The organism is Labilibaculum sp. (assembly GCF_041595635.1).
Lineage (GTDB): Bacteria > Bacteroidota > Bacteroidia > Bacteroidales > Marinifilaceae > Labilibaculum.
Genome location: NZ_JBFHJW010000008.1, coordinates 50,013 through 71,299, shown reverse-complemented (window position 1 = coordinate 71,299; position 21,287 = coordinate 50,013). Strand labels below are relative to the sequence as shown.

Below are 21,287 nucleotides of genomic sequence, written 5' to 3'. Positions count from 1 at the left end.
TCTTTCTATGAGAAAACTACTTCACTGCTGCACTTTCATCATCATCCTATTTTTGTTAGGAGGTAAGGGAGAATTACATGCTCACCAATTGGAACCTATTGATTCCCTCTATCAAGCACCACAATTGTTTGAATCAGATACGCTCATCGAAATATCAATTACAACAGACTTAAAAACACTAATTAAAGATGTAGGCAGAAAAAACAAATACCACACAGGAAGATTATCTTACCGCCTGGGAGATTCGATTGTATCGATGCTTGTGCGTCTAAAAACCAGAGGAAACTTCAGAAAAGATAGAAGCATCTGTTCTTTTCCTCCTTTGCATATAAAATTCAGCAAATCAGACTCGAACTACTCTCTTTTTCATGATGTATCTAAACTTAAGATAGTTACTCATTGTCAGAATCGAAATCCTCATTACGAGCAGATGCTTATTCAAGAATATTTAATCTACAAAGCTTACAATATTTTAACGCCAGAAAGCTTTCGAGTTCGCCTGGTAAAAATCAACTATAAAGACAGCGAAGATAACCTAAACACACTCTCTCGGTATGCATTCTTCATCGAAAATTATAAAAAAATGGCCGAAAGAAACGGGAAAATAACCCGTTACGATAAAAGAGTTCATCAGGATTATACCATCATTAATAAAATAACTAAACTAGCCATTTTTCAATACATGATTGGCAACACCGATTGGGGCGTTCCTACCTTACACAACATTAAGCTAATTTCGAAAACACCTAACTCTCGCCTAATAGCCGTTCCATACGATTTCGATTGGGCTAGCCTGGTTAATGCCCCATATGCAACACCAAATGAAAAACTAGATATAAAATCCATACACGAACGACTTTATAGAGGATATAAACGAACAAGTGAGGAGCTCGAATCCATTTTTATAGAATTCAGACTGAAAAAAGAGATGCTGTACGATTTATATACCAATTGTACCTATTTAAACGATGATGAAAAGGAACGCGTTTTGAACTACTTCGATGAATTTTATGAGACCATCAACAATCCGAAGCTAGTAAAAATGGAATTTATTAACCGGGCAAGAGTTGTCCTTCATGAATCAAAATAAATCAATTACAGATTTTATTTCAATAAGAACACATACTATTTTTGCGATAAAAGAACATTATAAATGAATAAATTAGCCTCATATTTAAATAAAAATACCATTGAAGCTGGCTGCGACGAAGCGGGACGAGGATGCCTTGCTGGTCCTGTTTTTGCAGCAGCAGTAATTTTACCCAGAAACTTCACCAACAAAACACTCAACGATTCCAAAAAACTTTCCGAAAAAAACAGATACCTTCTTAGGGAGGTCATCGAAAAGCAAGCAATTGCCTGGGCTGTTGGAATTGTTAGCCATGAGGAGATTGATCAAATTAATATTTTAAATGCTTCGTTTTTGGCCATGCACCGCGCCATTGAGCAACTCAAAACCAAACCTGAACATTTGCTGGTTGATGGCAACCGATTTACAGCCTATCCGAACATCGATCATACTTGTATTGTGAAAGGTGATGGGAAATTTTTATCCATTGCAGCCGCTTCGGTTTTAGCAAAAACCTATCGTGATGATTACATGCTACAACAAGACGAAAAATTCCCTTTTTACGACTGGAAGAACAACAAAGGTTATCCAACCAAAAAACACCGATTGGCCATTCAGGAACACGGAATCAATCCTATTCATCGCAAATCTTTTTCTTTGCTACCCAATCAGCTCGAACTAAAATTCTAGCAAAATTAGTTCACTAACAAGCAATTATAAGATCAATTCAACGAGAAAATTAAAGCGTTCATCTAATAAATACAATGCTCAGAAATTTGCCAACATACTGATTTAGGACTATTTAACATACAACAAGTACAATTACTATTTTCATCCAGAAAATAGAATTGCATATTAATTGTAACTTTGTTATTCACAAAATACACATCACAACAACTACCAATTGGTTGGATCAACTAATTTGGTTGTATTAAAAATTTAAAGCAATTAAAATGAGAAAATTTGCATCATTAATTTTGGGACTAAGTTTTCTGCTTAGCTTCACCAATGCAAAAGCAGATGAAGGCATGTGGCTTTTATCTTTACTAAATAAGAATATTGCAGAAATGCAGACTAAAGGTTTAAAATTATCTGCCGATGATATTTACAGCATCAACAACAGCAGCTTGAAAGATGCCATTGTTGGTTTGGGAACCGAAGGAAGACCTTTTCGTCATTTTTGCACCGGTGAAATTATTTCTGGTGAAGGCTTATTTTTGACCAATCACCACTGTGGATTTGGTGCTTTACAATCTCATTCAACCACCGAACACGATTACCTATCGGATGGTTTTTGGGCTTACAATAAAAACGAAGAGCTAACCAATCCGGACATTACTGCAAGTATTTTGGTTCGAATGGAAGATGTATCAAAACAAATTCTTTCTCAGGTAAATGATGAAATGACTGAAGAGGAACGCTACAAAGCCATCGAAAAAGTTGCTGTTGAACTGGAAAAGAAAGCTGAAGAAGGAACTGAGTACAAAGCCAGTGTAAAAAGTATGTTTGAAGGAAATCAGTACTTCCTTTTTCTATATACCATCTACAAAGATGTTCGCTTGGTAGGAGCTCCACCTCAATCAATGGGAAAATTTGGTGGCGATACCGATAACTGGATGTGGCCTCGTCATACAGCCGATTTCTCTATGTTTCGTATTTACACAGGTCCTGATGGGAAACCTGCCTCTTACTCAGCTGAAAACCTTCCATTGAAACCGAAACATCACCTAGCTGTTTCGATTAAAGGAGTAGAAGAAACTGACTTTGCGATGATCATGGGATTTCCTGGAACAACCGATCGTTATTTGACTTCATTTGGTTTGGAAGAAACCATGAAAATCACCAACCAAAACCGTTATGATATTCGTAGTTTAAAGTTGGATATCATGAAAAAAGATATGCTTAAAGATCCTAAAGTTCGCATTCAATATGCAGCAAAACATGCCCAAAGTGCCAACTATTGGAAATATTCTTTTGAACAAAACAAGGCTCTTACCAAGTTGAATACCATGGGCCACAAAAAAGAAATTGAAAAAGAATATTTGCAATGGGCTGCTAAAAAATCAAAAAGAAAAGCGAAATATGGCCAAGCTCTCGAGCTGATTAGCAAAGCTTATTCGGAACGTAAAAGCGCAATGAATGCAAGTTCGTACCTTCGAGAAGCCCTACTAAGCGGTGCCGAAATGCCAATTGCTGCCATACGACTAAGTAGTTTGAAAAATTTGCTAGCAGCTGAAACACAAGATACTGCTGCGATTCGAGTAGAAGTTGAAGCCTTGCGTAAGTCTGCAGAAAAATTTTACAAAGATTACAACGCACCAACCGACCAAAAACTAATGGCTGGTCTTTACAAAATGTATGCAAACAAAATCGCAACTGATCAGCAGCCCGAAATATTCAAAATGTTCAAAGAAACGTACAAAAACGACTTCGACAAGTTAGCTGCAGACGTTTATTCTCAATCTATATTTGCTTCATCAGAAAGTTTTAACCAATTCTTAGAGGCTCCAAAATTGGAGACTATTGAAAATGATATCGCTTTTAAAATTGGAAATTCAATCATAGACAAATATAAGGAAGTAAGCACTGAACTATCGAAAGGGGCCGAAGAAATGCAAAAAGGAAAACGTCTGTTTGTGGATGGTTTAATGCAAATCAACAAAAAGATAAATTTAGCTCCAGATGCCAATTCTTCTCTTCGCTTAACCTACGGAAACGTGGGTGGATACATTCCTAAAGATGGTGTTTACTACAAGCACTACACCACTTTAAAAGGAGTAATGGAAAAAGAAGATCCTACCAACCCTGAATTTATTGTTCCAGGAAAATTAAAAGAGCTATACAAGAAAAAAGACTTTGGCCGATATGCCAATGCTAATGGTCAACTTCCTGTTTGTTTCCTAACCAATAGCGACATCACCGGAGGTAATTCGGGCTCTCCTGTTATCAATGGAAACGGAGAACTAATAGGAACTGCTTTCGATGGTAATTCCGAAGCCATGTCTGGCGATATTGATTTTGAAGAAAACCTACAAAGATGTATCAATTTGGATATTCGTTACACACTTTTCATTATTGACAAATTTGCTGGAGCTAAAAATTTAATTGATGAAATGACTATTGTGAAGTAAACGCTTCATTATAAAAACTAAGATGGAAGGATGTACGAAAATTCGTGCATCCTTTTTTTATGCCAGGTGCAAAAAAGCATGGCTAAAAGTAAAAATGATTACTTTTGAATGGAAAACCACAAAACAAGAGTATGGCGACAAAAATAATCATGTATACTGATGGAGCTGCAAGCGGAAATCCAGGTCCGGGCGGTTATGGAACTGTTCTTATTTCAGGAAAACATCGTAAAGATTTGAATCAGGGATTTAAACGAACCACCAACAACAGAATGGAATTAATGGCCGTTATTGCTGGTTTGGAAGCTCTAAAAACTCCCAATTGCGAAGTCACCATTTACTCCGATTCGAAATATGTGGTAGATGCCGTGGAAAAAAAATGGGTTTTTGGCTGGGTGCAAAAACGTTTTAAAGGAAAAAAGAATGCCGATTTGTGGATGCGATTTTTAGAAGTTTATAAGAAGCACAAGGTAAAATTTGTGTGGGTAAAAGGTCACGCTAATATTCCTGGCAACGAACGCGCCGATCAGCTAGCCGTAATGGCTTCGCAAGAACCCAACCTACCCGATGATGTAGGCTACAATCCCGAATAAGCAATAATTATTCGCCTTCCTTCACACCAAAAAAATTCTCCAGCTTCATTTTACTTTGTTCATTTGCGATTAAAATAAGGTAATCCTTAGGCTCTAAAACAGTCTCTTTATCAGGATTTTTCAACACTTTTCCATCCTTTACCATTCCAATTAAAATAGCGTTAAAATCGAATTTCAACTTCATAAAGGCAGTCATGTATTCCTCTCCCGAAAACTCGCACTCTTTGGTAATTCGGTATTGTTTGATGTCAGAATCTCCATCAGCAACACTAGTAGTAATTAAATCTTCGGTGTAAGCTGCCACGTGAGGTTCGAAAAGATAGGAAGCCACCAATTTTGAAGCCACTTCGTTTTGGGCAACCACATGATCGGTTCCTGCATTCAAAAAAGTCTCTTTCAAACTTGGATTCATACAAGTGACTACAATATTCGCATTGGGGAATTTCTTTTTCAAATTGATCACAAACACAAGTGTCTCCGAATCGTCATCAAAATTAACAAACACACGCTTGGCTTGTTCTATATTCACTTTTTCGTAAGCCTCAATATTGGAATAATCGGCAAAAAGAGTAAATGCCTTTTTCGAAGAGTAAAGATCTGTAATCAGCTCCAAATCGGTCTTTGAATTGGTAACAAAAGCCACACGCTGACCCGCAAGCACAATTTGACTAGCTACTTTCTGACCAAATTCATTCCAACCGATTATCACGTAATGATTTTCGAAATCGGTTCCCCAAAACCCACTTTTTTTTCTTTTCCATATACTGATTAAATCTAACTGTTACCTCTCCAATTAAAAATCCTAATATTCCTAAACTACCTATTATAACAAGTAAACCTATGATTTTCCCCACAGATGTTACCGGATAAAAATCGCCATAGCCAACCGTTGTAAGTGTTACAATGGCATACCAAAATGCATCAGCAATGCTTTTAATATTAGCATCGGGCGATTGACTTTCAAAATGCCGGATGCCCAAAATAGCAATTACATAGACAAATACAGCCAGTAGAAAGAGGAGTTTCTTTTTCATACAATTTAATTAATCAGGCAAACAAATTTCAATTCCATGTCCATTCCAATTCACCTTTAAATCACTCTCCTTTAGTAAAGCATAAAATTTTTCAGCTTTTTGCTTATTACAACTACTCAACTCGATATAAGACCATCCTTCTTCAGGAAAAGTATGAATGGCCAAATGCGATTCGGCTAGCATCCAGAAAGCGGTGTATCCAACCTCAGGAAAATGATGATCGGTAAAATTCAGAATCACAAAGCCAACCTGAGTCAAATATTTCCGAAACCTATTTTGTAAAGTTTCCGGATCACAATCGGAAACCCAAAAGCGAAGATTGTGAATTTTTGCTGCTACTATTTTTGCTTTCTCCTCCATTGGACATTAATTTTGATAATTATGAATCGGTTTAAATATTAGTACTCTAGAAGGCTAAACCTATTTTAGTAAAGATCCCAATTTCCTTTTAAATAATACTTGTACAAAACAGGATCGTGAATTCTATTAACAGCTACACTATCTTTTTCCCAGGGGTAAAAATCCTTACCAAACGACGTAATCAAACTCATTGCTTCCTTGTTAATCCATTGGGTAGGCACTTCGAATTCCAGCTGTTGCAAATGTTCTTTCACATTGCTTTCCGAATTCTTTTTCACACCCAAACTCCAACCCCATTCGCCAAGAGTAATCACCTGATTGTGCATAGGAACCACCTCGAAACCGGCGCTTTTCATCGTCTCTAAAATACAAGTAAACGCCTGAGTTGCAAAATAAGGACTTCCTGCCTGAGTAACAATCACTCCTCCCGGACGAAGATGACGATAACAGGTTTTGTAAAACTCATGAGAATACAAACGTCCCAACTCTATGCTTCTCGGATCGGGCAAATCAATAATAATCACATCGTAATAATCATCGGTAGCTTGCATGTACTTGTATCCATCCTCATTCAAGACCTCAACCTTAGGATTACTCAATGAATTTTCATTCTGCTGAGTAAGAATCGGATGTGTTTGCCCCAAATGAGTCATGGCAGGATCTAGATCCACCAAAGTGACCTTTTTTACCTTCTGATATTTCAAAATCTCACGAACAGCGCAACCATCACCACCACCTAAAACTAAAATATTGGTTGGATTGGGATGCAAACTCATTGCAGGATGCACCAATGGCTCATGATACATGATCTCATCACGAGTACACAATTGTTCGTTTCCATTTAAATAAAGCCAATAATCGTTTTTCCACTGCGTAATAACAATGCGTTGATATTTCGTTTGCTCGGCATATACAACCTTATCGGCATACTTTTGTTGCTCTCCATATCGGATAATAGGATCGGTAAAAAATATACCAACCGTTAACAGCACTAAAATAAAACTAGCAATGCTCAACAATAACGTTCTATCACCCGATTTGAGTAAATTCCACAAAAATAGTAGAACCACAACCGAAACCGAAAAGTTCACGAAGCCAAGAATAAAAGGCGTATAAATAAGTCCAAAAACTGGCAACCCTATAAAAGCAAAAAACACACCACCCAACAAACTTCCATAGTAGTCGTTCTCTAAGATATTCGAGATATTGAACCTCAATTTCTCGTAATCATCGTTAATACGGATCACCAAAGGAATTTCCATTCCAATTAACAAGCCAATGCAAATAGCCAAAAAATAGATGAGAATTCCCAATGCTTGCGTATAAGCAGAAGCCGTATACACCAGCAAAGCTGCAAATGAAACGATTATGGATAAGGCAAACTCGGTAAGTAAAAATCGCCTGAGTAAATTTGTTTCGAATTTTTTGGTGATACGACTTCCCAAACCCATAGAAAAAAGCATGAGCGAAATAATCATTACCCAATGAATGACCGAATTACCAAGAAAATACTGTGCTAAGGTCGATAAAATATATTCCGCCACAACACCAGAAAATCCGGTAGCAAAAATGGCAGCTTTTAGTAGGCTTGATTTATTTTTGAACACATTCAAATAATTATGAATTACGAATTATTAACTATGAATGGGAATACACAAAATAGCATGATCCAACTCACTCTCTTTAATTCATAATTCAACATTTATAATTTCTAACATTAAAGGCACCAGGTTATAAGCACCGAACCACCTATATAAGCAAAAGCTTCAACCAAGGCAGCACCCACATTGGGTTTTTCCTGATTGATAATTTCATCGGTTAAGCGTTCGCCCGGAAGCAAAATTTTATCGGTAATCAATCGCATCACTGGCAATAGAATAATTCCTACAACAAGCTCGAACCCAGCTTCGCTAAAAGTAGGGATCCAACCGTTAAAATCGCCAGCCAATCCAAATCGAATTAAGTTCCCAATGGCAATAATGGCACCTGCAAAACCAACACCAACAGCTACATTATCTTTTTCGATGTGTTCGTGCAAATTATAAGGAGTTATCCAATTGTAAACACGTGTGGTAACAAGTAAGGCAATCTGACCAAAAGCCCAGAAAACAACAGCCGTAAGAATTCCAAACAAAAGGCCACCACTCTCGCCCGATACAGCGCCAAAAATAATTAAACCAGAAGCTACCGAAACGGCACCTTCGACCACACCAGTTCCCACATTCTGATCCTCGATAATTTCCTTTCGGATAGAAAATCTTCTCAATAGAAAGTAATCCGACATGAATATGGAAATATTTAAAAGCACAATGGCCAATAAACCATACACAGCAATATCAATCAGGTCGGTAAGTAAACCATTCGATGGACCCACTATTGCACTTCCTATTGAAAGCAGAAGTCCAACATAGTAGCCAACATGCGCTATGGCAAAGGCAAGATTGTCCTTTTTCACCAACTCTTCTTTTACTTTAAAAGAGGGATGAAGCAATTGGTAAACAAATTTTCCTACTAGGAAAATAGCAAAAGCAACAGCAATATAAGCCACTGCATCATAAATAATAAATGAAATTTCTGATAATGACATCATAATAAGTAAATCTATGAATTACACAATGGTTTATTTTCCGAATCCCCCGCTACGAGAACGAGTTGAGCTGCTACGGTATCTTGAAGAGCTACGGGTAGTTTTGCTTGATGATCGCGCAGATGACCTTGTGCTTGAACTGGAACGACTCACCCGACTTCTCACTTTATCTTTAAAGCTAGAAGGTTTGCTTGCCCATTTTGTGCTTCTTCCACTCCCCGACGAAGTATAGGATTTTGTTCCATACACAGGACTACTTCCACTTGGACCGTAATAACCTCTTGAACTTCCATAATATCCACCTCCACGATAGTCATCCCAATAGGAACGTCTGTAGCTCATCATATTAAACATAGATGACATAAAGGCATATTGTCCGTAAAAAGCCCAAAACGAAGATCCTCCACGGTTTTCCCAATGTCCGTATTTTTCATTCCCCACATAATGATTGTATCCTGCAGGAACCGCTTGTTTTGTAACTACACCATCCTTTTTAGAGGCAATTTCCATTCCCATATCGTTAAGATGCTGAGAGAAGAAACTAGCACTCACATTTTTCCAGGAAGATTTTTGCTCAGTAACAGTATCTGCTTTTTCAATGATCACCTGATATTGGTGACGATAAGAATCCGAAGCTTCATCAGCATCCATATCGAATAAGACAATGGAGAAATTCTGTTCTGCATTTAAATCTTTAATTATATTATCAACTGGCGATTTTTGCCATGTTTCAGTCACCGCAATTGTAGAGGAAGAATCACTTCTACTACAAGTTTTAGCGATAAAAAACACAACAATAATCCCGAGGATTACTTTCGTTAATGTGTTCATAAATTATAAGTTTGAATTATCGGTTAAGAATTATGAATTCGCAGCCATAAATTGGAAATGGAATAATTCCATCTTCTTTTTATACTGCAAAGTTACAAAGAACTATTCACAAGTCATTTCGGCAAGATATTGGAAATTTCGAACTCTTGAATGAACTTTCCAGAGGAAGCTTCGAATTCTTTTTCGTCCCATTGTTCAATGCAAACCAAAAAATTTCCCGACTCATCTTCATAATTCCAGGATATAAATTCCACCCAATCTTCGTTGCGAGCTTTTTCATTAAAATAACCTGGAGCTTCTTTCTCCAAAAAATACTTTTTCCCTTCATATTCGAAGGAGTCAGGAGCTTTTTGAAGCCTCATCAGATCATCGTGAACCTGCGTGCCAATCTGACGTACTTTTAATTTCTGCGAAACAGACAAATACAATTCATCATCCTCTTCCACTGAAAGGAAAAGCGTTTTACTGCCATTATTAATTTTGTATTCTTTCGAGAAATAATTGTCGCCCCAATCATACTCATATTTAGCTTGTACTTCCCAGCTCGATAAATCGTAATCAAAAACAAAACCAACATCCAGGTCGGTAACCCGGATATTGGTAGTGTCATACTTCGGCTGTTTCCGTTTAAAAAAATCGGTAAATCCCATTTTTACTATCGTTCAATTTTGCAAACAGCTATTCTTTGTTCTTCATTTTTGCTTTTAGCTCTTCCAATGCATTAGATGCTTTCACATTGGTATCGCTTAAAGTAGCATCAATTTCCTCATCTAAACTACGATTTTCGAAAGCAATATCACCGTAAGCCTCGGCCATGGCTTCTTGTTGAGCCACTTTATCTTTCATTTTCTCTAACATACCAACCGTTCCTGAACTATCAATTCCAGAAAGCTGTTTGTTTATTTTTTGTGTGGCCTGACTAACTCGAGCACGCGCTTTTAAAGTTCTCAACTCATTTTCGTAACGAGTGATAGTCGATTTCAGCTTTTTCACATTTGTATCCAGCTGACTGATACTGGTATCAAATTTAGCAACCGATTCCTGTGATCGTACTGCTGCCGAAACGGCATCTTCCTTTTTCGCCAAAGCTTCAGTAGCCAACCGTTCTGCTTCCGACATTTGCAACTCTCCTTTCTCTGCTTTTTGAAGCAATAATATTGCTTTTTGCTCGTAGTTTTTAGCTACTGATTGTTGCTCATTCAATTCTCTTTTACTGCGAATGGCCATTGCTTTTACTTCGGCCAAAGCCTGCAAACTCTTATCTAAATCTTTTTTCAGATCTCTAATTCCCTGCTCGGTCATCTTAATCGGATCTTCCAATTTATCTATAGCGGAGTGAGCTTCTGCTTTGCCCACGTTAAATAATCTACTAAAAATTCCCATTTTATATTGGTTTATTAAGTTACAATTTTGAAAATGATATAATTTCTTCGGAGAATTCGCTCAATAACATTTCCAAAGAATTAAGCGTTGCTTCTAGTTCATTTTGATCTAAATTCTCCAATTGAAGTGTATCTCTAAAAAGAACTTTCTTTCCTGTTTGATCTAGTACAAAGGCACCATGAATAATTTCTCTATTCTTCATCAATAATGATTTGTAAAGATCCACATTCTCCTCTTTGATTTCAAAAAGCAATCCTTCAACAATTAAAATTGGATCCTCACAATCAACCACTAAGTTGGCGATACCACCTTCCGGATTTTCAACCACAAAAAGTTCTTCAGCTTCATCTTCCTGTATAATATTATATTCCAAATTCAAAAGGTACTCTTTTACCTTACTAAAATATGTTTTCATGTTTATGTATTTACTAATTCTGATTAAAAATAAACAAATTACACAAACCAAAATAGTTCTCCTATCTTGATTTTTACTTTGGGTTTGAAATTACAAAATATGAAGACTTCTACCTTCCTTTTATCGGGAGAATCTTCTTTTTATTCGATAAATGGAAGTTTTCACATGATTTTCGGTTCTAAACATGCACAAATCAATACTAAAATCCATTCTACAAATACATCACTTCTATCATTTATTGTCAATTAGCCTGATTTTCAAATCATCCAAGCTAAAAAACAAAAAGACTAAAAACTCTTTTAAATTTCCAGCAAATGTCCTTTTTATTTCATACAGATATTTATATATTTAGGTTATTCTAAAGTTAACCAATTAAATAATTATTGTTACCGACTTGCTTAGTTACTCAAAATCAATTGAAAACAATAAAAAAACAGATCTAGGGCAAGTCTTTATCTAATCCTAACAAATAAAATTGTAAGAATGAAGATTCACGAATATCAAGCAAAGGACATTTTACGCTCATTTGGTGTTCCTGTTCCCGAAAGCAAAATTGCTTTTTCGGTAAAGGAAGCTGAAAAAGCAGCGTCGGAAATTGGCCTGCCCGTAGTAGTAAAAGCCCAAATCCACGCAGGTGGAAGAGGCAAAGGTGGAGGTGTTAAATTTGCACCAACAGCAAAAGATGTCACTCGTTACGCAAACGATATCTTAGGCATGACACTAATCACTCATCAGACTGGTCCGGAAGGAAATTTGGTGAAAAAAATATTAATTGAAGCAGCTTCAAACATCGACCGCGAGTTGTATGCTGGAATCGTAATGGATCGAGCCACTTCGAAGGTTACCTTTATGGTATCAACCGAAGGTGGAATGGAAATCGAGAAGGTTGCCGAAGAAACTCCCGAGAAAATTGTAAAAGTGGCCGTTGATACAGCCGTTGGTCTACAAGCCTTTCAAGCACGACGAATGGCTTTTGCATTGGGTCTAACGGGAGATGCTCATAAAAACGGGGTAAAATTTCTGATGGCTCTTTACAAAGCCTACATGGGAACCGACGCTTCCATTTTTGAGATCAACCCATTGGTAGTTACCAAAGAAGGAGATGTAATTGCCCTGGATGCCAAAGCCAATTTCGACGACAACGCTTTGTATCGTCATAAAGACATTAGTGCATTGCGCGATTTAGATGAAGAAGAACCTCTGGAAATTGAAGCTGGTCAATCAGGATTAAACTACATTAAGTTAGATGGAAATATAGGTTGCATGGTAAATGGTGCTGGGTTGGCTATGGGAACCATGGATATTATTAAGCTAACTGGCGGAGAACCTGCAAACTTCCTTGATGTTGGAGGAGGAGCTTCGGCCGAAACCGTTGAAAAAGGCTTTCGAATCATCCTTTCCGATGGCAGTGTAAAGGCTGTTTTAATCAACATTTTTGGGGGAATTGTTCGTTGCGACAGAGTGGCAAAAGGAGTGATTGAGGCCATTAAAAACATCGATACAAAAGTACCCATTGTGGTTCGTTTGCAAGGGACTAACGCTGAAGAAGGCAAAAAACTTTTGGAAGAATCAGGAATGAATATTATTGCAGCAACAGAACTAAAAGATGCTGCTAAAAAAGTAGTAGCCACCCTTAAAACCATGAAATCATAATGAGTGTATTAGTAGATAAAAACACAAAACTTGTGGTTCAAGGAATCACAGGTTCCGAAGGGGCTTTTCATACCCAACAAATGATAGAATATGGAACCAATGTAGTTGCCGGTGTTACCCCAGGCAAAGGCGGTCAGCTGTTTATGGATAAAATTCCAATTCACAATACCATGCGTGGTGCAGTTTCGAAAACTGGAGCCAATGCCTCGGTAATTTTTGTTCCACCGCCATTTGCTGCCGATGCCATTATGGAAGCAGCTGATGCTGGCGTTGCCTTGGTTGTTTGCATAACCGAAGGAATTCCTACTTTGGACATGTTAAAGGTTCATGAATATCTAAAAAAACACCCAAAAACACGACTAATTGGTCCCAACTGTCCAGGCGTTATTACACCAGGAGAAGCTAAAATTGGAATCATGCCAGGCTTTATTCACAAACCAGGTACCATCGGTATTATTTCCCGATCAGGAACTTTAACCTACGAGGCTGTTCATCAGCTAGGTGAAGCCGGTTTGGGACAATCAACAGCAATTGGTATTGGTGGGGATCCGATTATCGGAACAAAGCATATGGCTGCTGTTAAACTTTTAAATGAAGATCCTAAAACCGAAGCCATTGTTTTAATTGGCGAAATTGGTGGATCGGACGAAGAAGATGCTGCCGCTTACATTGCTGAAAATGTTAGTAAACCTGTTGTTGCATTTATTGCGGGACAAACAGCACCTCCTGGCAAACGTATGGGACATGCCGGCGCTATTATTGCTGGTGGAAAAGGTACTGCCGAAGAAAAAATGAAGGCTTTGGCTGCTGCGGGAATTCACGTAGTAAAATCACCTGCTGATATCGGTAAAAAAATGCGAGAAGTATTAGGCAAATAAAACCTTAATAAATTTTAAATAAAAAGAGCCGCACAATTGATGTACGGCTCTTTTTCTACTATTCTATTTATTTAATATTGTTCTAAAACCTTCACTTCGGTACGACGGTTTGCCTGATGTTCGGCCTTACTACATTTTACACCATTGGTACAATGATTAATCAATTTAGTCTCACCATAACCTTTCGCCTTCAATCGATCTGATGAAATTCCTTTAGATACGATATATTCGACCGCTGCTTTTGCTCTTCGCTCGGAAAGAGCCATATTATAGGCATCGCTAGCCCGTGAATCGGTATGAGAACTCAACTCTATTTTAAGATCCGGATATTCGATCATAAGCAATGCCAATTTATCCAACTCTTCAGCCGCATCCTTACGAATATTTGACTTGTCTAAATCATAATAGATATTTTCCAAAACCATTCCCGATTGAACCAAAAGATCTTTTTTCGTCTCAACCTTTGGTATTGGCATTTGATAAACTGATAGATTATACTCAACAGTGTTCTGTAAGTTCACAGCAAGAACAGTTTCCAATCCATTGGAAAAACCTTCCTTTACAGATTCAATTTTGTAATCCGCAACTTTTGAGATCATGAATTCAAATTTCCCATTCTCTTTCGTATCTATACTTTCGAGAACTTCACCCTGATCATCCAACAAAGACACTTTTGAATTCCCTAGAATCTCCTTTGTTTCTGCATTGAACACTTGCCCTTTTAGCAATCGCGACACAATTGCAAAGTGGTAAATATCATCATAAGTCTCTCCTTTTAATCGATTCGAAGCAAAATAACCTTCTCCATTTTTCAGAATCAATCCAAAATCATCTTTTGAAGTATTAATCGGGAAACCCATATTAACCGGCTTCGCATTTTCCTGCTTCAAATCAATAGTAAATACATCGAGTCCTCCGAGTCCATAATGACCCTTAGATGCAAAAAACAACTTGTCACCTGTAACGAAAGGAAACATCTCATTTTCGGAAGTATTAATGTGTTCGCCCAAATTTTTGGGGTTGCTCCAACCCGATACGGTTTTTGTAGCTACATAAAGATCGGTACCACCAAAACCACCTGGACGATCAGAAATAAAATACAAACTGTTCCCATCATCCGACAAGGCTGGATGTCCGGTAGAATATTCTTCTAAATTCAAAGGCAACAATTCCGGTTTTGACCATTTATTACCCTCCTTTTTACAATGATACAGTTGAATGTTTACGACACCTTCCCCATCTCGTTTCGCACGTTTCGAAGAACTCACATTATTACGAGTTAGGAACATCTCATTGCCATCGGCAGTAAAACAAACGGGTCCATCGTGATAATTTGTTTCCAACTTACCAGAAAACAATTTGGGATTATTCAAATCGCCATTTTGCATGACTTCTGCTTTGTACAAACGAAGATAGTTTTGGTTGTTCCATTTATAATTCCGCTTGATGATGCTGGACCTTTCTTTAGCAGATGAAAAAACAATTTCGTTTTTGTAGTAGGCTGCGCCAAAATCGGACTGTTCTGAATTTGCTGAAATTGGCTCTACACGATATCGGGAAGAATCTTTTTTCAAGTCTGAAATTTGCTTTGGGCGAATGCTTTCAAAATTTGAAATAGAGGTACTTTTTTGATATTTGTCCATCCAAATTTTTGCCTCTTCGTACTTCTTATTGCTTTGCAAAGCTCTTGCATAATACAAATAATCATTACTTGTTGCTATGTTAGAATGAACAAGCCGAGCATACCACAATTCCGATTTTTCCGAATTATTTATCATTCGATAGGAGGTTGCCAATTGCTTACTTACATTTTCGTTTAAACTATCCTTTTCCCACAAAATCTCATACAATTCAATGGCTTCCTGATAGGAAAATGATTCAAAATATTTATTTGCTCGTTCAAGCATTTGTGCATTCACCGAAAAACTCGTTGATAGTATTCCGATGAAAAGTATTATCGTTGCTATTTTTTTCATAATTTTCATTCAATAGAATTAGAAATATCTTGGAGTCATCACCTTCTTTTTATTGAACTGGAAATCATAGGCGATCATGACTTCATGTGTTCCTTGATTGTATTTTCTCAGTTCCGATTCGGTCATATCGTAGGCATATCCAACTCGCAACTGCTGGGTTAGCTGGTAATGAATCAGGAAACTCATGGAATCCTCGATACGATAAGCGGCTCCTAGCCAAAGCATGTCATTCAAGATAAAATTAGCCGATAAATCGATAGAGACTGGTGCATTCCAAACGATCTTTGTTAAAACTGAAGGTTTAAACTTTAAATTTTCATTGAGATCGAACAGAGCCCCCATTGTCATAAAATAATGACGTTCTTTATAACCATAGCTAGTGGTATTAAAACCATCGTTATCGTAGTTGTTTTTTAACAAACGAGGTACCGATACTCCCAAATAGAAACGTTCAGTATAATAGTATAATCCCAGTCCGAAATTCAAAATAAAATCTTCAGAAAAATCTGATGAAAAAGTATCATCATTTTGCTGATTAAGCGTCAAGTTTGTCAAATTAATTTGAAGCATGTCGAAACCAGCTTTAATTCCGAAGGCCAGTTTTGCTCTTGATTACCTAGCTATTCATCCACATAATAGTTACAAAGGTAAATTCGCATAAAAGCGAGAAAGAAATAAGGGATTACAACTCGAACAAATGCAGGTATTCCCAAAGGTAAAAAATACGATTTCGGCGAGCACCAATGTATTCTTTCACCAAACCATTCGATTCGAATTCTTTTATAAGTTGATTAGCGGACTGAAAACTAAGTCCTAATTTCTCTTTGATTTCATTTACCGACATAAAAGGATTTGAGTAAAATACAGTGAGTAAACGAATCGCTGTTTGTTTTCTTTTCTTGCCCATTTTGTTCTCAATTACAAATTGATAATTTTGATTTAAGGTCTTAATTCCACAAAATAGTTGTTTACAATGCAATGCTGTTTCTTTTATGCCATTTAGAAAAAATCGAATCCATTGCTCAATATCATTTTTCGATCGTATTAAATTTAAACGATGGTAATATTCCAAACGATTTTTTTCGAAGAAAACTGAAAGGTTCAAAATAGGCAGAGCAACAAATTTTAGACTTAAAACTTCGAACAAAATTAATGTTCTGGCCGTTCTTCCATTCCCATCCAAAAAAGGCAGTATATTTTCGAATTGATACAAGGAGATAGCCATCTTAATCAATTGAGGCAATTCCAAATCATCATTTCTCCAGAATTTTTTCCCATCGTTAATCAAAATTTTTAACTCATGCTTATTGGGTGGAATATAGTTTATTTCTTCATCAAAAGGTTGATCAAGAGCACGGTAATATGGTCGAAATTTTCCACCAAACTCTTTTTTTTTGGGCAAATCGGCACACAATATACGATGAGCGTCTTTAATCAAACGAACCGATAAAGGAAATTTTTTCAACTCATCAACTCCCCAACAAATTGCTTTTATATGATTACTGATTTCTTTTTGAGCATACAAACTTTTAAAACTCTTCGAATTATCATCAATGAATGCCTGTTGTAAATTACATTTATTCCCCTCAATTAAGTTCGAAGCAATAACCTCTTGAGCGATAAACATTGGCAAATGTTGCTCAATATTTGGAAAAAATTTCGAATAAGCATTCAGTTCCCCCAATTCAAGCATGGCAGATTCCAGTAAAATATTTATCTGTTTATCCTTCCACTCGAACGAACGATTGATTAAAGAAGGCGTAACGCTTTTATACCCCTCTTTAAAACTTTGGTAAATGAAATCACCCGTGCTTTTCTTATTCATTCTATTTGTCATATCCTTGAATAAATAATTATTATTCAGGTTAAATGTATTAATAATTTAATAAAAACTGACAAACAAATCAATACAATTTTATATATCTATATATTTTTATTTGGCCATAACATCTATAAATAAATGGATACAGCACGAATCACCTTCCTCAAATAGCCATTACTTCTTGCATTCAAATTAAATTGAACCTATATTTCTACCAAATTAATAAAACCACAATTTATGATAAAAAGAATATGTTTAGCCATTGCAATTATAGTACTGGCTTACAACGTAAAAGCAGAAGGTTATGCTGTTAATGTGCAAGGAAATAAACAAACCGGAATGGGCCATGTTGGTACTGCATTAAATTTTGATGCTAGTAGTATGCAATGGAATCCTGCAGCTCTCTCTACTCTTGATCAAAAATATAGTTTCTCTTTAGGTGGATTTGCAACACTAATTAAAACAGAATACTCTGCCGATGGCTTAACTGAAGAAACAGATAATCCTACAGGAACGCCATTCTATCTTTATGGTTCGATGAAAGTAAATGAAAAACTTGCTGTCGGAATAGGTGTTTACACTCCTTTTGGGAATAAAATTGATTTTGGTGAAGATTGGTCAGGAAAATACTTGATTCAAGACATTAGCCTGAAAGCAATTTACCTTCAACCTACGCTTTCGTATCAGCTTGCTGATTGGATTAGTGTAGGAGCAGGACTTACCATTGTATACGGAGAAGTTGATTTAAATAGAGCTCTTCCACTAAGTAGTCTTGGAGTTCCCGACGGGCAAGTAAACATTAGTGGAGATAAAATTCAGTATGGCTACAATGTAGGTCTATTTATAAAAGCCAACGAGAATTTGAACATTGGTCTTTCCTATCGTTCTCAAGTAGATGTAGAGTTGGAATATACTGATGCAGAAGCAGATTTTACTGTTAACGACGCTGTTTCAGCCTATTTCCCTGATGGTGGAGTGGCTGTAGCGCTTCCTCTTCCTGCTAGTTTAAATATTGGATTGGCTTATCAAATAAACGAAAAATGGTTGGTTTCTGCCGATGTGAATTTTGTAAAGTGGAATGAATATGAATCATTGAATTTCGACTTTGAAACAAATACAGCTGCCTTAGCAGATTCGGAAAGCACGAGAGATTGGAGCAATACTGCAACTTACCGAATTGGAGCACAATATTCGGCAAATGAAAAACTAGATATTCGTGCAGGTTTTTACTACGATGAAACTCCTACTAATAAAGACTTTTACACTCCAGAAACACCAGGTGCAGATAAGATCGGCCTTTCTGCAGGTTTCTCCTATTTGCTAACAAGTAAACTAAGCCTTGATGCTTCTTTACTGTATATCAATGGAGAAAAAGTAGATGCTGCTGATGGAAATAGTGGTTTTGCAGGAGAATATAAAAACACAGGATTTTTACCAGGAATTGGTATTACTTACAACCTATAAATACCACATCTCTTATGATGTCAAAAGCCTGATCGTTTGATCAGGCTTTTATTGTGTTTTAAAATGGAATCGAATAAAAACAAAAAGCATGGCTAAAAAATCAACTTAAATCTATATTTTACGCGTAATTAAAATTTCACTTTGCATTTGATTCATTTTAATATATGCGACTACTTTTACCCTTTTTACTAATTATAATTAATTCCCTACAAGTATATTCTAACCAAACAGCTATTAATGAAAACGTTGACAAGGTCAAAAATCCTCAGAAAGAAAAAATTTTCGAGATCATTAAATGTGCTGAACAACTACGAGACTCATCTTTTGATGCAAGCATAAAAACAGGGAAACAAGCAATCAAATTAGCTTTACCATCAAATAAGGCTAACATAATAGCCGCCTCCTGTAAATCACTTGGAGTTACCTATTTCTATCAAGGAGTATTTGATTCTGCACAATATTATTATGAAAAATCTATACTCGAATTTAACAAACTAAGTGATTCTCTTAATATTGGAAAGGTAACTTCGAATATTGGTATTATTTACAGAAGAACTGGAATGTATGACAAAGCCTTGCAACAATACTTAAAAGCCTTAGAAATTTACAAATCATTGGGGTATAAAAGTGGAGTAGGCAGTGCTTACTTTAATATTGGAGGTGTTTACCAAACACTTAATCAAACTGAAAAAGCATTAGTTTTTTATAAGTCCGCTCAAAAAATTTATGAAGATCTTCATAACTATGCCCGATTGACAAATATATTTATCAATATGGGAGTGCTTCAGGTCGAACTCAATAATTACGAAGAATCCTTAACCCTTTTGCTTCACGCTTTAGAATTGAATAAGCATGCAGAAAATATGCAGCTGAAATCAACCATTCTTTTAAATATTGGTCAATCATACGTTTTTCTCAACCAGGCCGATAAAGCATTAGAATACTACAACGAATGTGAAAAACTACGAATACAACTTAACGACTATTGGGGCCTTAGTCAGATATTCACCTTAAAAGCCAATGTTTATAATAAATTAAACAATGATAATAAAGCTGAGGAATACTTTCAAAAATCGATTAAAACATCCAAACAAAATCACTATTCAGACCTATTAAAAGAAGCCTATTACTACTATTCTGCCTTTCTGGAAAAAAGAAAGAAAGCTGTTGAAGCAATTAGCTATTTAAAAAAATACAATCACCTGAAAGATTCTTTAATTACAATCTACCAAAATCGAACAGTTGCCGAACTTACTGCCAAATATGAATCGGAACAACGAAAAAATGAATTAGAAGTTCTCACCCAAAAGAGTCAGATTCAACAACTTGAATTAAGCAAAAAAAATTACTGGATTATTCTTCTAATTGTTGTATTGATAGTGGGTGTTGTTGCCATTCTTATTTCTTTACGGATTAATAGATTACGAGTCGATCACAAAATAATGGATTTGCGACAAAAAGTGCTACTAACTCAAATGAATCCGCACTTTTTATTCAATTCCTTAACTGCCATTCAAAGTTTTATTTTAGATCATAAAAATAAAGAAGCCAACAATTACCTTTCAAGATTAGCAAGTTTAGTACGAGGAATTTTAGAGAATTCCCGTGAAGAATTTGTCTCCTTAAGAACTGAGCTGGAAACCTTACAAGATTATATTGGTTTGCAAAAATTGCGTTTCGAAAATGAAATAAGCTACGAATTTAAGATTGGTGAAAATATCGACCAAGATGAAGTTCTTGTTCCTCCTATGCTGGCTCAACCTTTTGTCGAAAATGCATTGATTCACGGCATGCTGCGAAACAAGCCAGATGCAAAAATTCAGGTTCAAGTTTTCCTAAACGGAAACAAAGAAATGCTCAACTTTCAAATTAGGGACAATGGAATTGGTATTGACGAGGCAAAGAACTTAAGCACTAACAAAAACCACAAATCCCTTGCAACATCCATTGCCATCGACCGTGTTAAAATTTACAATTTTAAATCATCTAAAAAGATGCATTTTGAAATTGCCGATCTAAAAAATATGAATCCCATGGAAAGTGGTACGCAAGTTACTTACAGTATTCCATTGCTCATTAGTAATTAACAATCTC

At 36.4% G+C, this 21,287-nt stretch carries 20 protein-coding genes; 8 read left to right on the top strand and 12 right to left on the bottom strand.

Features of this window, described 5'->3' with window-relative positions:
- Positions 1-7 precede the first annotated feature (7 nt).
- The 4 genes from ABYT26_RS04175 (at position 8) to rnhA (ending at position 4,790) form a co-directional block, all read left to right on the top strand.
- Positions 8-1,090: a hypothetical protein gene (locus ABYT26_RS04175; protein WP_372751642.1), complete on the top strand. Its 1,083-nt coding sequence runs from the start codon at positions 8-10 to the stop codon at positions 1,088-1,090.
- Between the two features lie 63 nt (positions 1,091-1,153).
- The gene (locus ABYT26_RS04170) at positions 1,154-1,759 is read left to right on the top strand and encodes a ribonuclease HII (RefSeq protein WP_372751641.1); all 606 of its coding nucleotides are present in this window, start codon (positions 1,154-1,156) and stop codon (positions 1,757-1,759) included.
- Positions 1,760-2,022: 263 nt separating this feature from the next.
- On the top strand, positions 2,023-4,200 hold the full coding sequence (locus tag ABYT26_RS04165) for a S46 family peptidase (RefSeq protein ID WP_372751640.1): 2,178 nt from the start codon (positions 2,023-2,025) through the stop codon (positions 4,198-4,200).
- A 131-nt stretch (positions 4,201-4,331) separates the two neighbouring features.
- Complete coding sequence (rnhA, locus tag ABYT26_RS04160; protein ID WP_372751639.1) at positions 4,332-4,790, top strand: ribonuclease HI; 459 nt, start codon at positions 4,332-4,334, stop codon at positions 4,788-4,790.
- 7 nt (positions 4,791-4,797) lie between these two features.
- Here the strand turns inward: rnhA and ABYT26_RS04155 are convergent, their stop codons facing one another.
- The 9 genes from ABYT26_RS04155 to ABYT26_RS04115 all read right to left on the bottom strand — a co-directional run bounded on the left by ABYT26_RS04155 (position 4,798) and on the right by ABYT26_RS04115 (position 11,400).
- Positions 4,798-5,499, bottom strand: coding sequence for a TrkA family potassium uptake protein (locus ABYT26_RS04155; RefSeq protein WP_372751638.1), 702 nt, complete (start codon positions 5,497-5,499; stop codon positions 4,798-4,800).
- Positions 5,480-5,824, bottom strand: a complete 345-nt coding sequence (locus ABYT26_RS04150) for a potassium channel family protein (protein WP_372751637.1) — start codon at positions 5,822-5,824, stop codon at positions 5,480-5,482. Before ABYT26_RS04150 ends, ABYT26_RS04155 begins: the two co-directional genes overlap by 20 nt.
- A gap of 9 nt (positions 5,825-5,833) precedes the next feature.
- Positions 5,834-6,184 (bottom strand): S-adenosylmethionine decarboxylase family protein, encoded by a 351-nt coding sequence (locus tag ABYT26_RS04145; protein ID WP_372751636.1) that lies wholly within the window; start codon positions 6,182-6,184, stop codon positions 5,834-5,836.
- 65 nt (positions 6,185-6,249) lie between these two features.
- The gene (locus tag ABYT26_RS04140) at positions 6,250-7,791 is read right to left on the bottom strand and encodes a polyamine aminopropyltransferase (protein ID WP_372751635.1); all 1,542 of its coding nucleotides are present in this window, start codon (positions 7,789-7,791) and stop codon (positions 6,250-6,252) included.
- A gap of 110 nt (positions 7,792-7,901) precedes the next feature.
- Positions 7,902-8,774, bottom strand: a complete 873-nt coding sequence (locus ABYT26_RS04135) for a DUF350 domain-containing protein (protein WP_372751634.1) — start codon at positions 8,772-8,774, stop codon at positions 7,902-7,904.
- A 30-nt stretch (positions 8,775-8,804) separates the two neighbouring features.
- Positions 8,805-9,602: a hypothetical protein gene (locus ABYT26_RS04130; protein WP_372751633.1), complete on the bottom strand. Its 798-nt coding sequence runs from the start codon at positions 9,600-9,602 to the stop codon at positions 8,805-8,807.
- Positions 9,603-9,715: 113 nt separating this feature from the next.
- A complete protein-coding gene (locus ABYT26_RS04125) occupies positions 9,716-10,252 on the bottom strand; it encodes a DUF4178 domain-containing protein (RefSeq protein ID WP_372751632.1) in 537 nt (178 codons plus the stop codon).
- Between the two features lie 28 nt (positions 10,253-10,280).
- Positions 10,281-10,985 carry a PspA/IM30 family protein gene (locus tag ABYT26_RS04120; RefSeq protein ID WP_372751631.1) on the bottom strand — a complete coding sequence of 235 codons (705 nt, stop codon included), beginning with the start codon at positions 10,983-10,985 and terminating at the stop codon, positions 10,281-10,283.
- 19 nt (positions 10,986-11,004) lie between these two features.
- A complete protein-coding gene (locus ABYT26_RS04115) occupies positions 11,005-11,400 on the bottom strand; it encodes a YbjN domain-containing protein (protein WP_372751630.1) in 396 nt (131 codons plus the stop codon).
- Between the two features lie 483 nt (positions 11,401-11,883).
- Between ABYT26_RS04115 and sucC the strand changes: the two genes are divergently transcribed.
- Positions 11,884-13,053, top strand: coding sequence for an ADP-forming succinate--CoA ligase subunit beta (gene sucC, locus ABYT26_RS04110; RefSeq protein ID WP_372751629.1), 1,170 nt, complete (start codon positions 11,884-11,886; stop codon positions 13,051-13,053).
- The gene (sucD, locus tag ABYT26_RS04105) at positions 13,053-13,931 is read left to right on the top strand and encodes a succinate--CoA ligase subunit alpha (protein WP_372751628.1); all 879 of its coding nucleotides are present in this window, start codon (positions 13,053-13,055) and stop codon (positions 13,929-13,931) included. Before sucC ends, sucD begins: the two co-directional genes overlap by 1 nt.
- A gap of 71 nt (positions 13,932-14,002) precedes the next feature.
- On the opposite strand, the gene ABYT26_RS04100 is transcribed toward sucD, so the two are convergent.
- From ABYT26_RS04100 to ABYT26_RS04090, 3 genes are all read right to left on the bottom strand, one after another.
- A complete protein-coding gene (locus ABYT26_RS04100; RefSeq protein WP_372751627.1) occupies positions 14,003-15,907 on the bottom strand; it encodes an OmpA family protein in 1,905 nt (634 codons plus the stop codon).
- An 18-nt stretch (positions 15,908-15,925) separates the two neighbouring features.
- On the bottom strand, positions 15,926-16,507 hold the full coding sequence (locus ABYT26_RS04095; RefSeq protein WP_372751659.1) for a type IX secretion system membrane protein PorP/SprF: 582 nt from the start codon (positions 16,505-16,507) through the stop codon (positions 15,926-15,928).
- 82 nt (positions 16,508-16,589) lie between these two features.
- Positions 16,590-17,732 carry a Fic family protein gene (locus tag ABYT26_RS04090; RefSeq protein ID WP_372751626.1) on the bottom strand — a complete coding sequence of 381 codons (1,143 nt, stop codon included), beginning with the start codon at positions 17,730-17,732 and terminating at the stop codon, positions 16,590-16,592.
- A 234-nt stretch (positions 17,733-17,966) separates the two neighbouring features.
- Here ABYT26_RS04090 and ABYT26_RS04085 point away from each other — a divergent pair, with 234 nt between their 5' ends.
- Positions 17,967-19,193: an OmpP1/FadL family transporter gene (locus ABYT26_RS04085; protein WP_372751625.1), complete on the top strand. Its 1,227-nt coding sequence runs from the start codon at positions 17,967-17,969 to the stop codon at positions 19,191-19,193.
- A 164-nt stretch (positions 19,194-19,357) separates the two neighbouring features.
- Positions 19,358-21,280, top strand: a complete 1,923-nt coding sequence (locus ABYT26_RS04080) for a tetratricopeptide repeat protein (RefSeq protein ID WP_372751624.1) — start codon at positions 19,358-19,360, stop codon at positions 21,278-21,280.
- Positions 21,281-21,287: the final 7 nt, after the last annotated feature.

Excerpts from the sequence above, each read along its gene's own strand:
- ABYT26_RS04175 (WP_372751642.1), top strand. The coding sequence starts at position 8 with ATGAGAAAACTACTTCACTGCTGCACTTTCATCATCATCCTATTTTTG.
- ABYT26_RS04170 (WP_372751641.1), top strand. The coding sequence starts at position 1,154 with ATGAATAAATTAGCCTCATATTTAAATAAAAATACCATTGAAGCTGGC.
- ABYT26_RS04165 (WP_372751640.1), top strand. The coding sequence starts at position 2,023 with ATGAGAAAATTTGCATCATTAATTTTGGGACTAAGTTTTCTGCTTAGC.
- rnhA (WP_372751639.1), top strand. The coding sequence starts at position 4,332 with ATGGCGACAAAAATAATCATGTATACTGATGGAGCTGCAAGCGGAAAT.
- ABYT26_RS04150 (WP_372751637.1), bottom strand. The coding sequence starts at position 5,824 with ATGAAAAAGAAACTCCTCTTTCTACTGGCTGTATTTGTCTATGTAATT.
- ABYT26_RS04145 (WP_372751636.1), bottom strand. The coding sequence starts at position 6,184 with ATGGAGGAGAAAGCAAAAATAGTAGCAGCAAAAATTCACAATCTTCGC.
- ABYT26_RS04135 (WP_372751634.1), bottom strand. The coding sequence starts at position 8,774 with ATGATGTCATTATCAGAAATTTCATTTATTATTTATGATGCAGTGGCT.
- ABYT26_RS04130 (WP_372751633.1), bottom strand. The coding sequence starts at position 9,602 with ATGAACACATTAACGAAAGTAATCCTCGGGATTATTGTTGTGTTTTTT.
- ABYT26_RS04125 (WP_372751632.1), bottom strand. The coding sequence starts at position 10,252 with ATGGGATTTACCGATTTTTTTAAACGGAAACAGCCGAAGTATGACACT.
- ABYT26_RS04120 (WP_372751631.1), bottom strand. The coding sequence starts at position 10,985 with ATGGGAATTTTTAGTAGATTATTTAACGTGGGCAAAGCAGAAGCTCAC.
- ABYT26_RS04115 (WP_372751630.1), bottom strand. The coding sequence starts at position 11,400 with ATGAAAACATATTTTAGTAAGGTAAAAGAGTACCTTTTGAATTTGGAA.
- sucC (WP_372751629.1), top strand. The coding sequence starts at position 11,884 with ATGAAGATTCACGAATATCAAGCAAAGGACATTTTACGCTCATTTGGT.
- sucD (WP_372751628.1), top strand. The coding sequence starts at position 13,053 with ATGAGTGTATTAGTAGATAAAAACACAAAACTTGTGGTTCAAGGAATC.
- ABYT26_RS04100 (WP_372751627.1), bottom strand. The coding sequence starts at position 15,907 with ATGAAAAAAATAGCAACGATAATACTTTTCATCGGAATACTATCAACG.
- ABYT26_RS04090 (WP_372751626.1), bottom strand. The coding sequence starts at position 17,732 with ATGAATAAGAAAAGCACGGGTGATTTCATTTACCAAAGTTTTAAAGAG.
- ABYT26_RS04085 (WP_372751625.1), top strand. The coding sequence starts at position 17,967 with ATGATAAAAAGAATATGTTTAGCCATTGCAATTATAGTACTGGCTTAC.
- ABYT26_RS04080 (WP_372751624.1), top strand. The coding sequence starts at position 19,358 with ATGCGACTACTTTTACCCTTTTTACTAATTATAATTAATTCCCTACAA.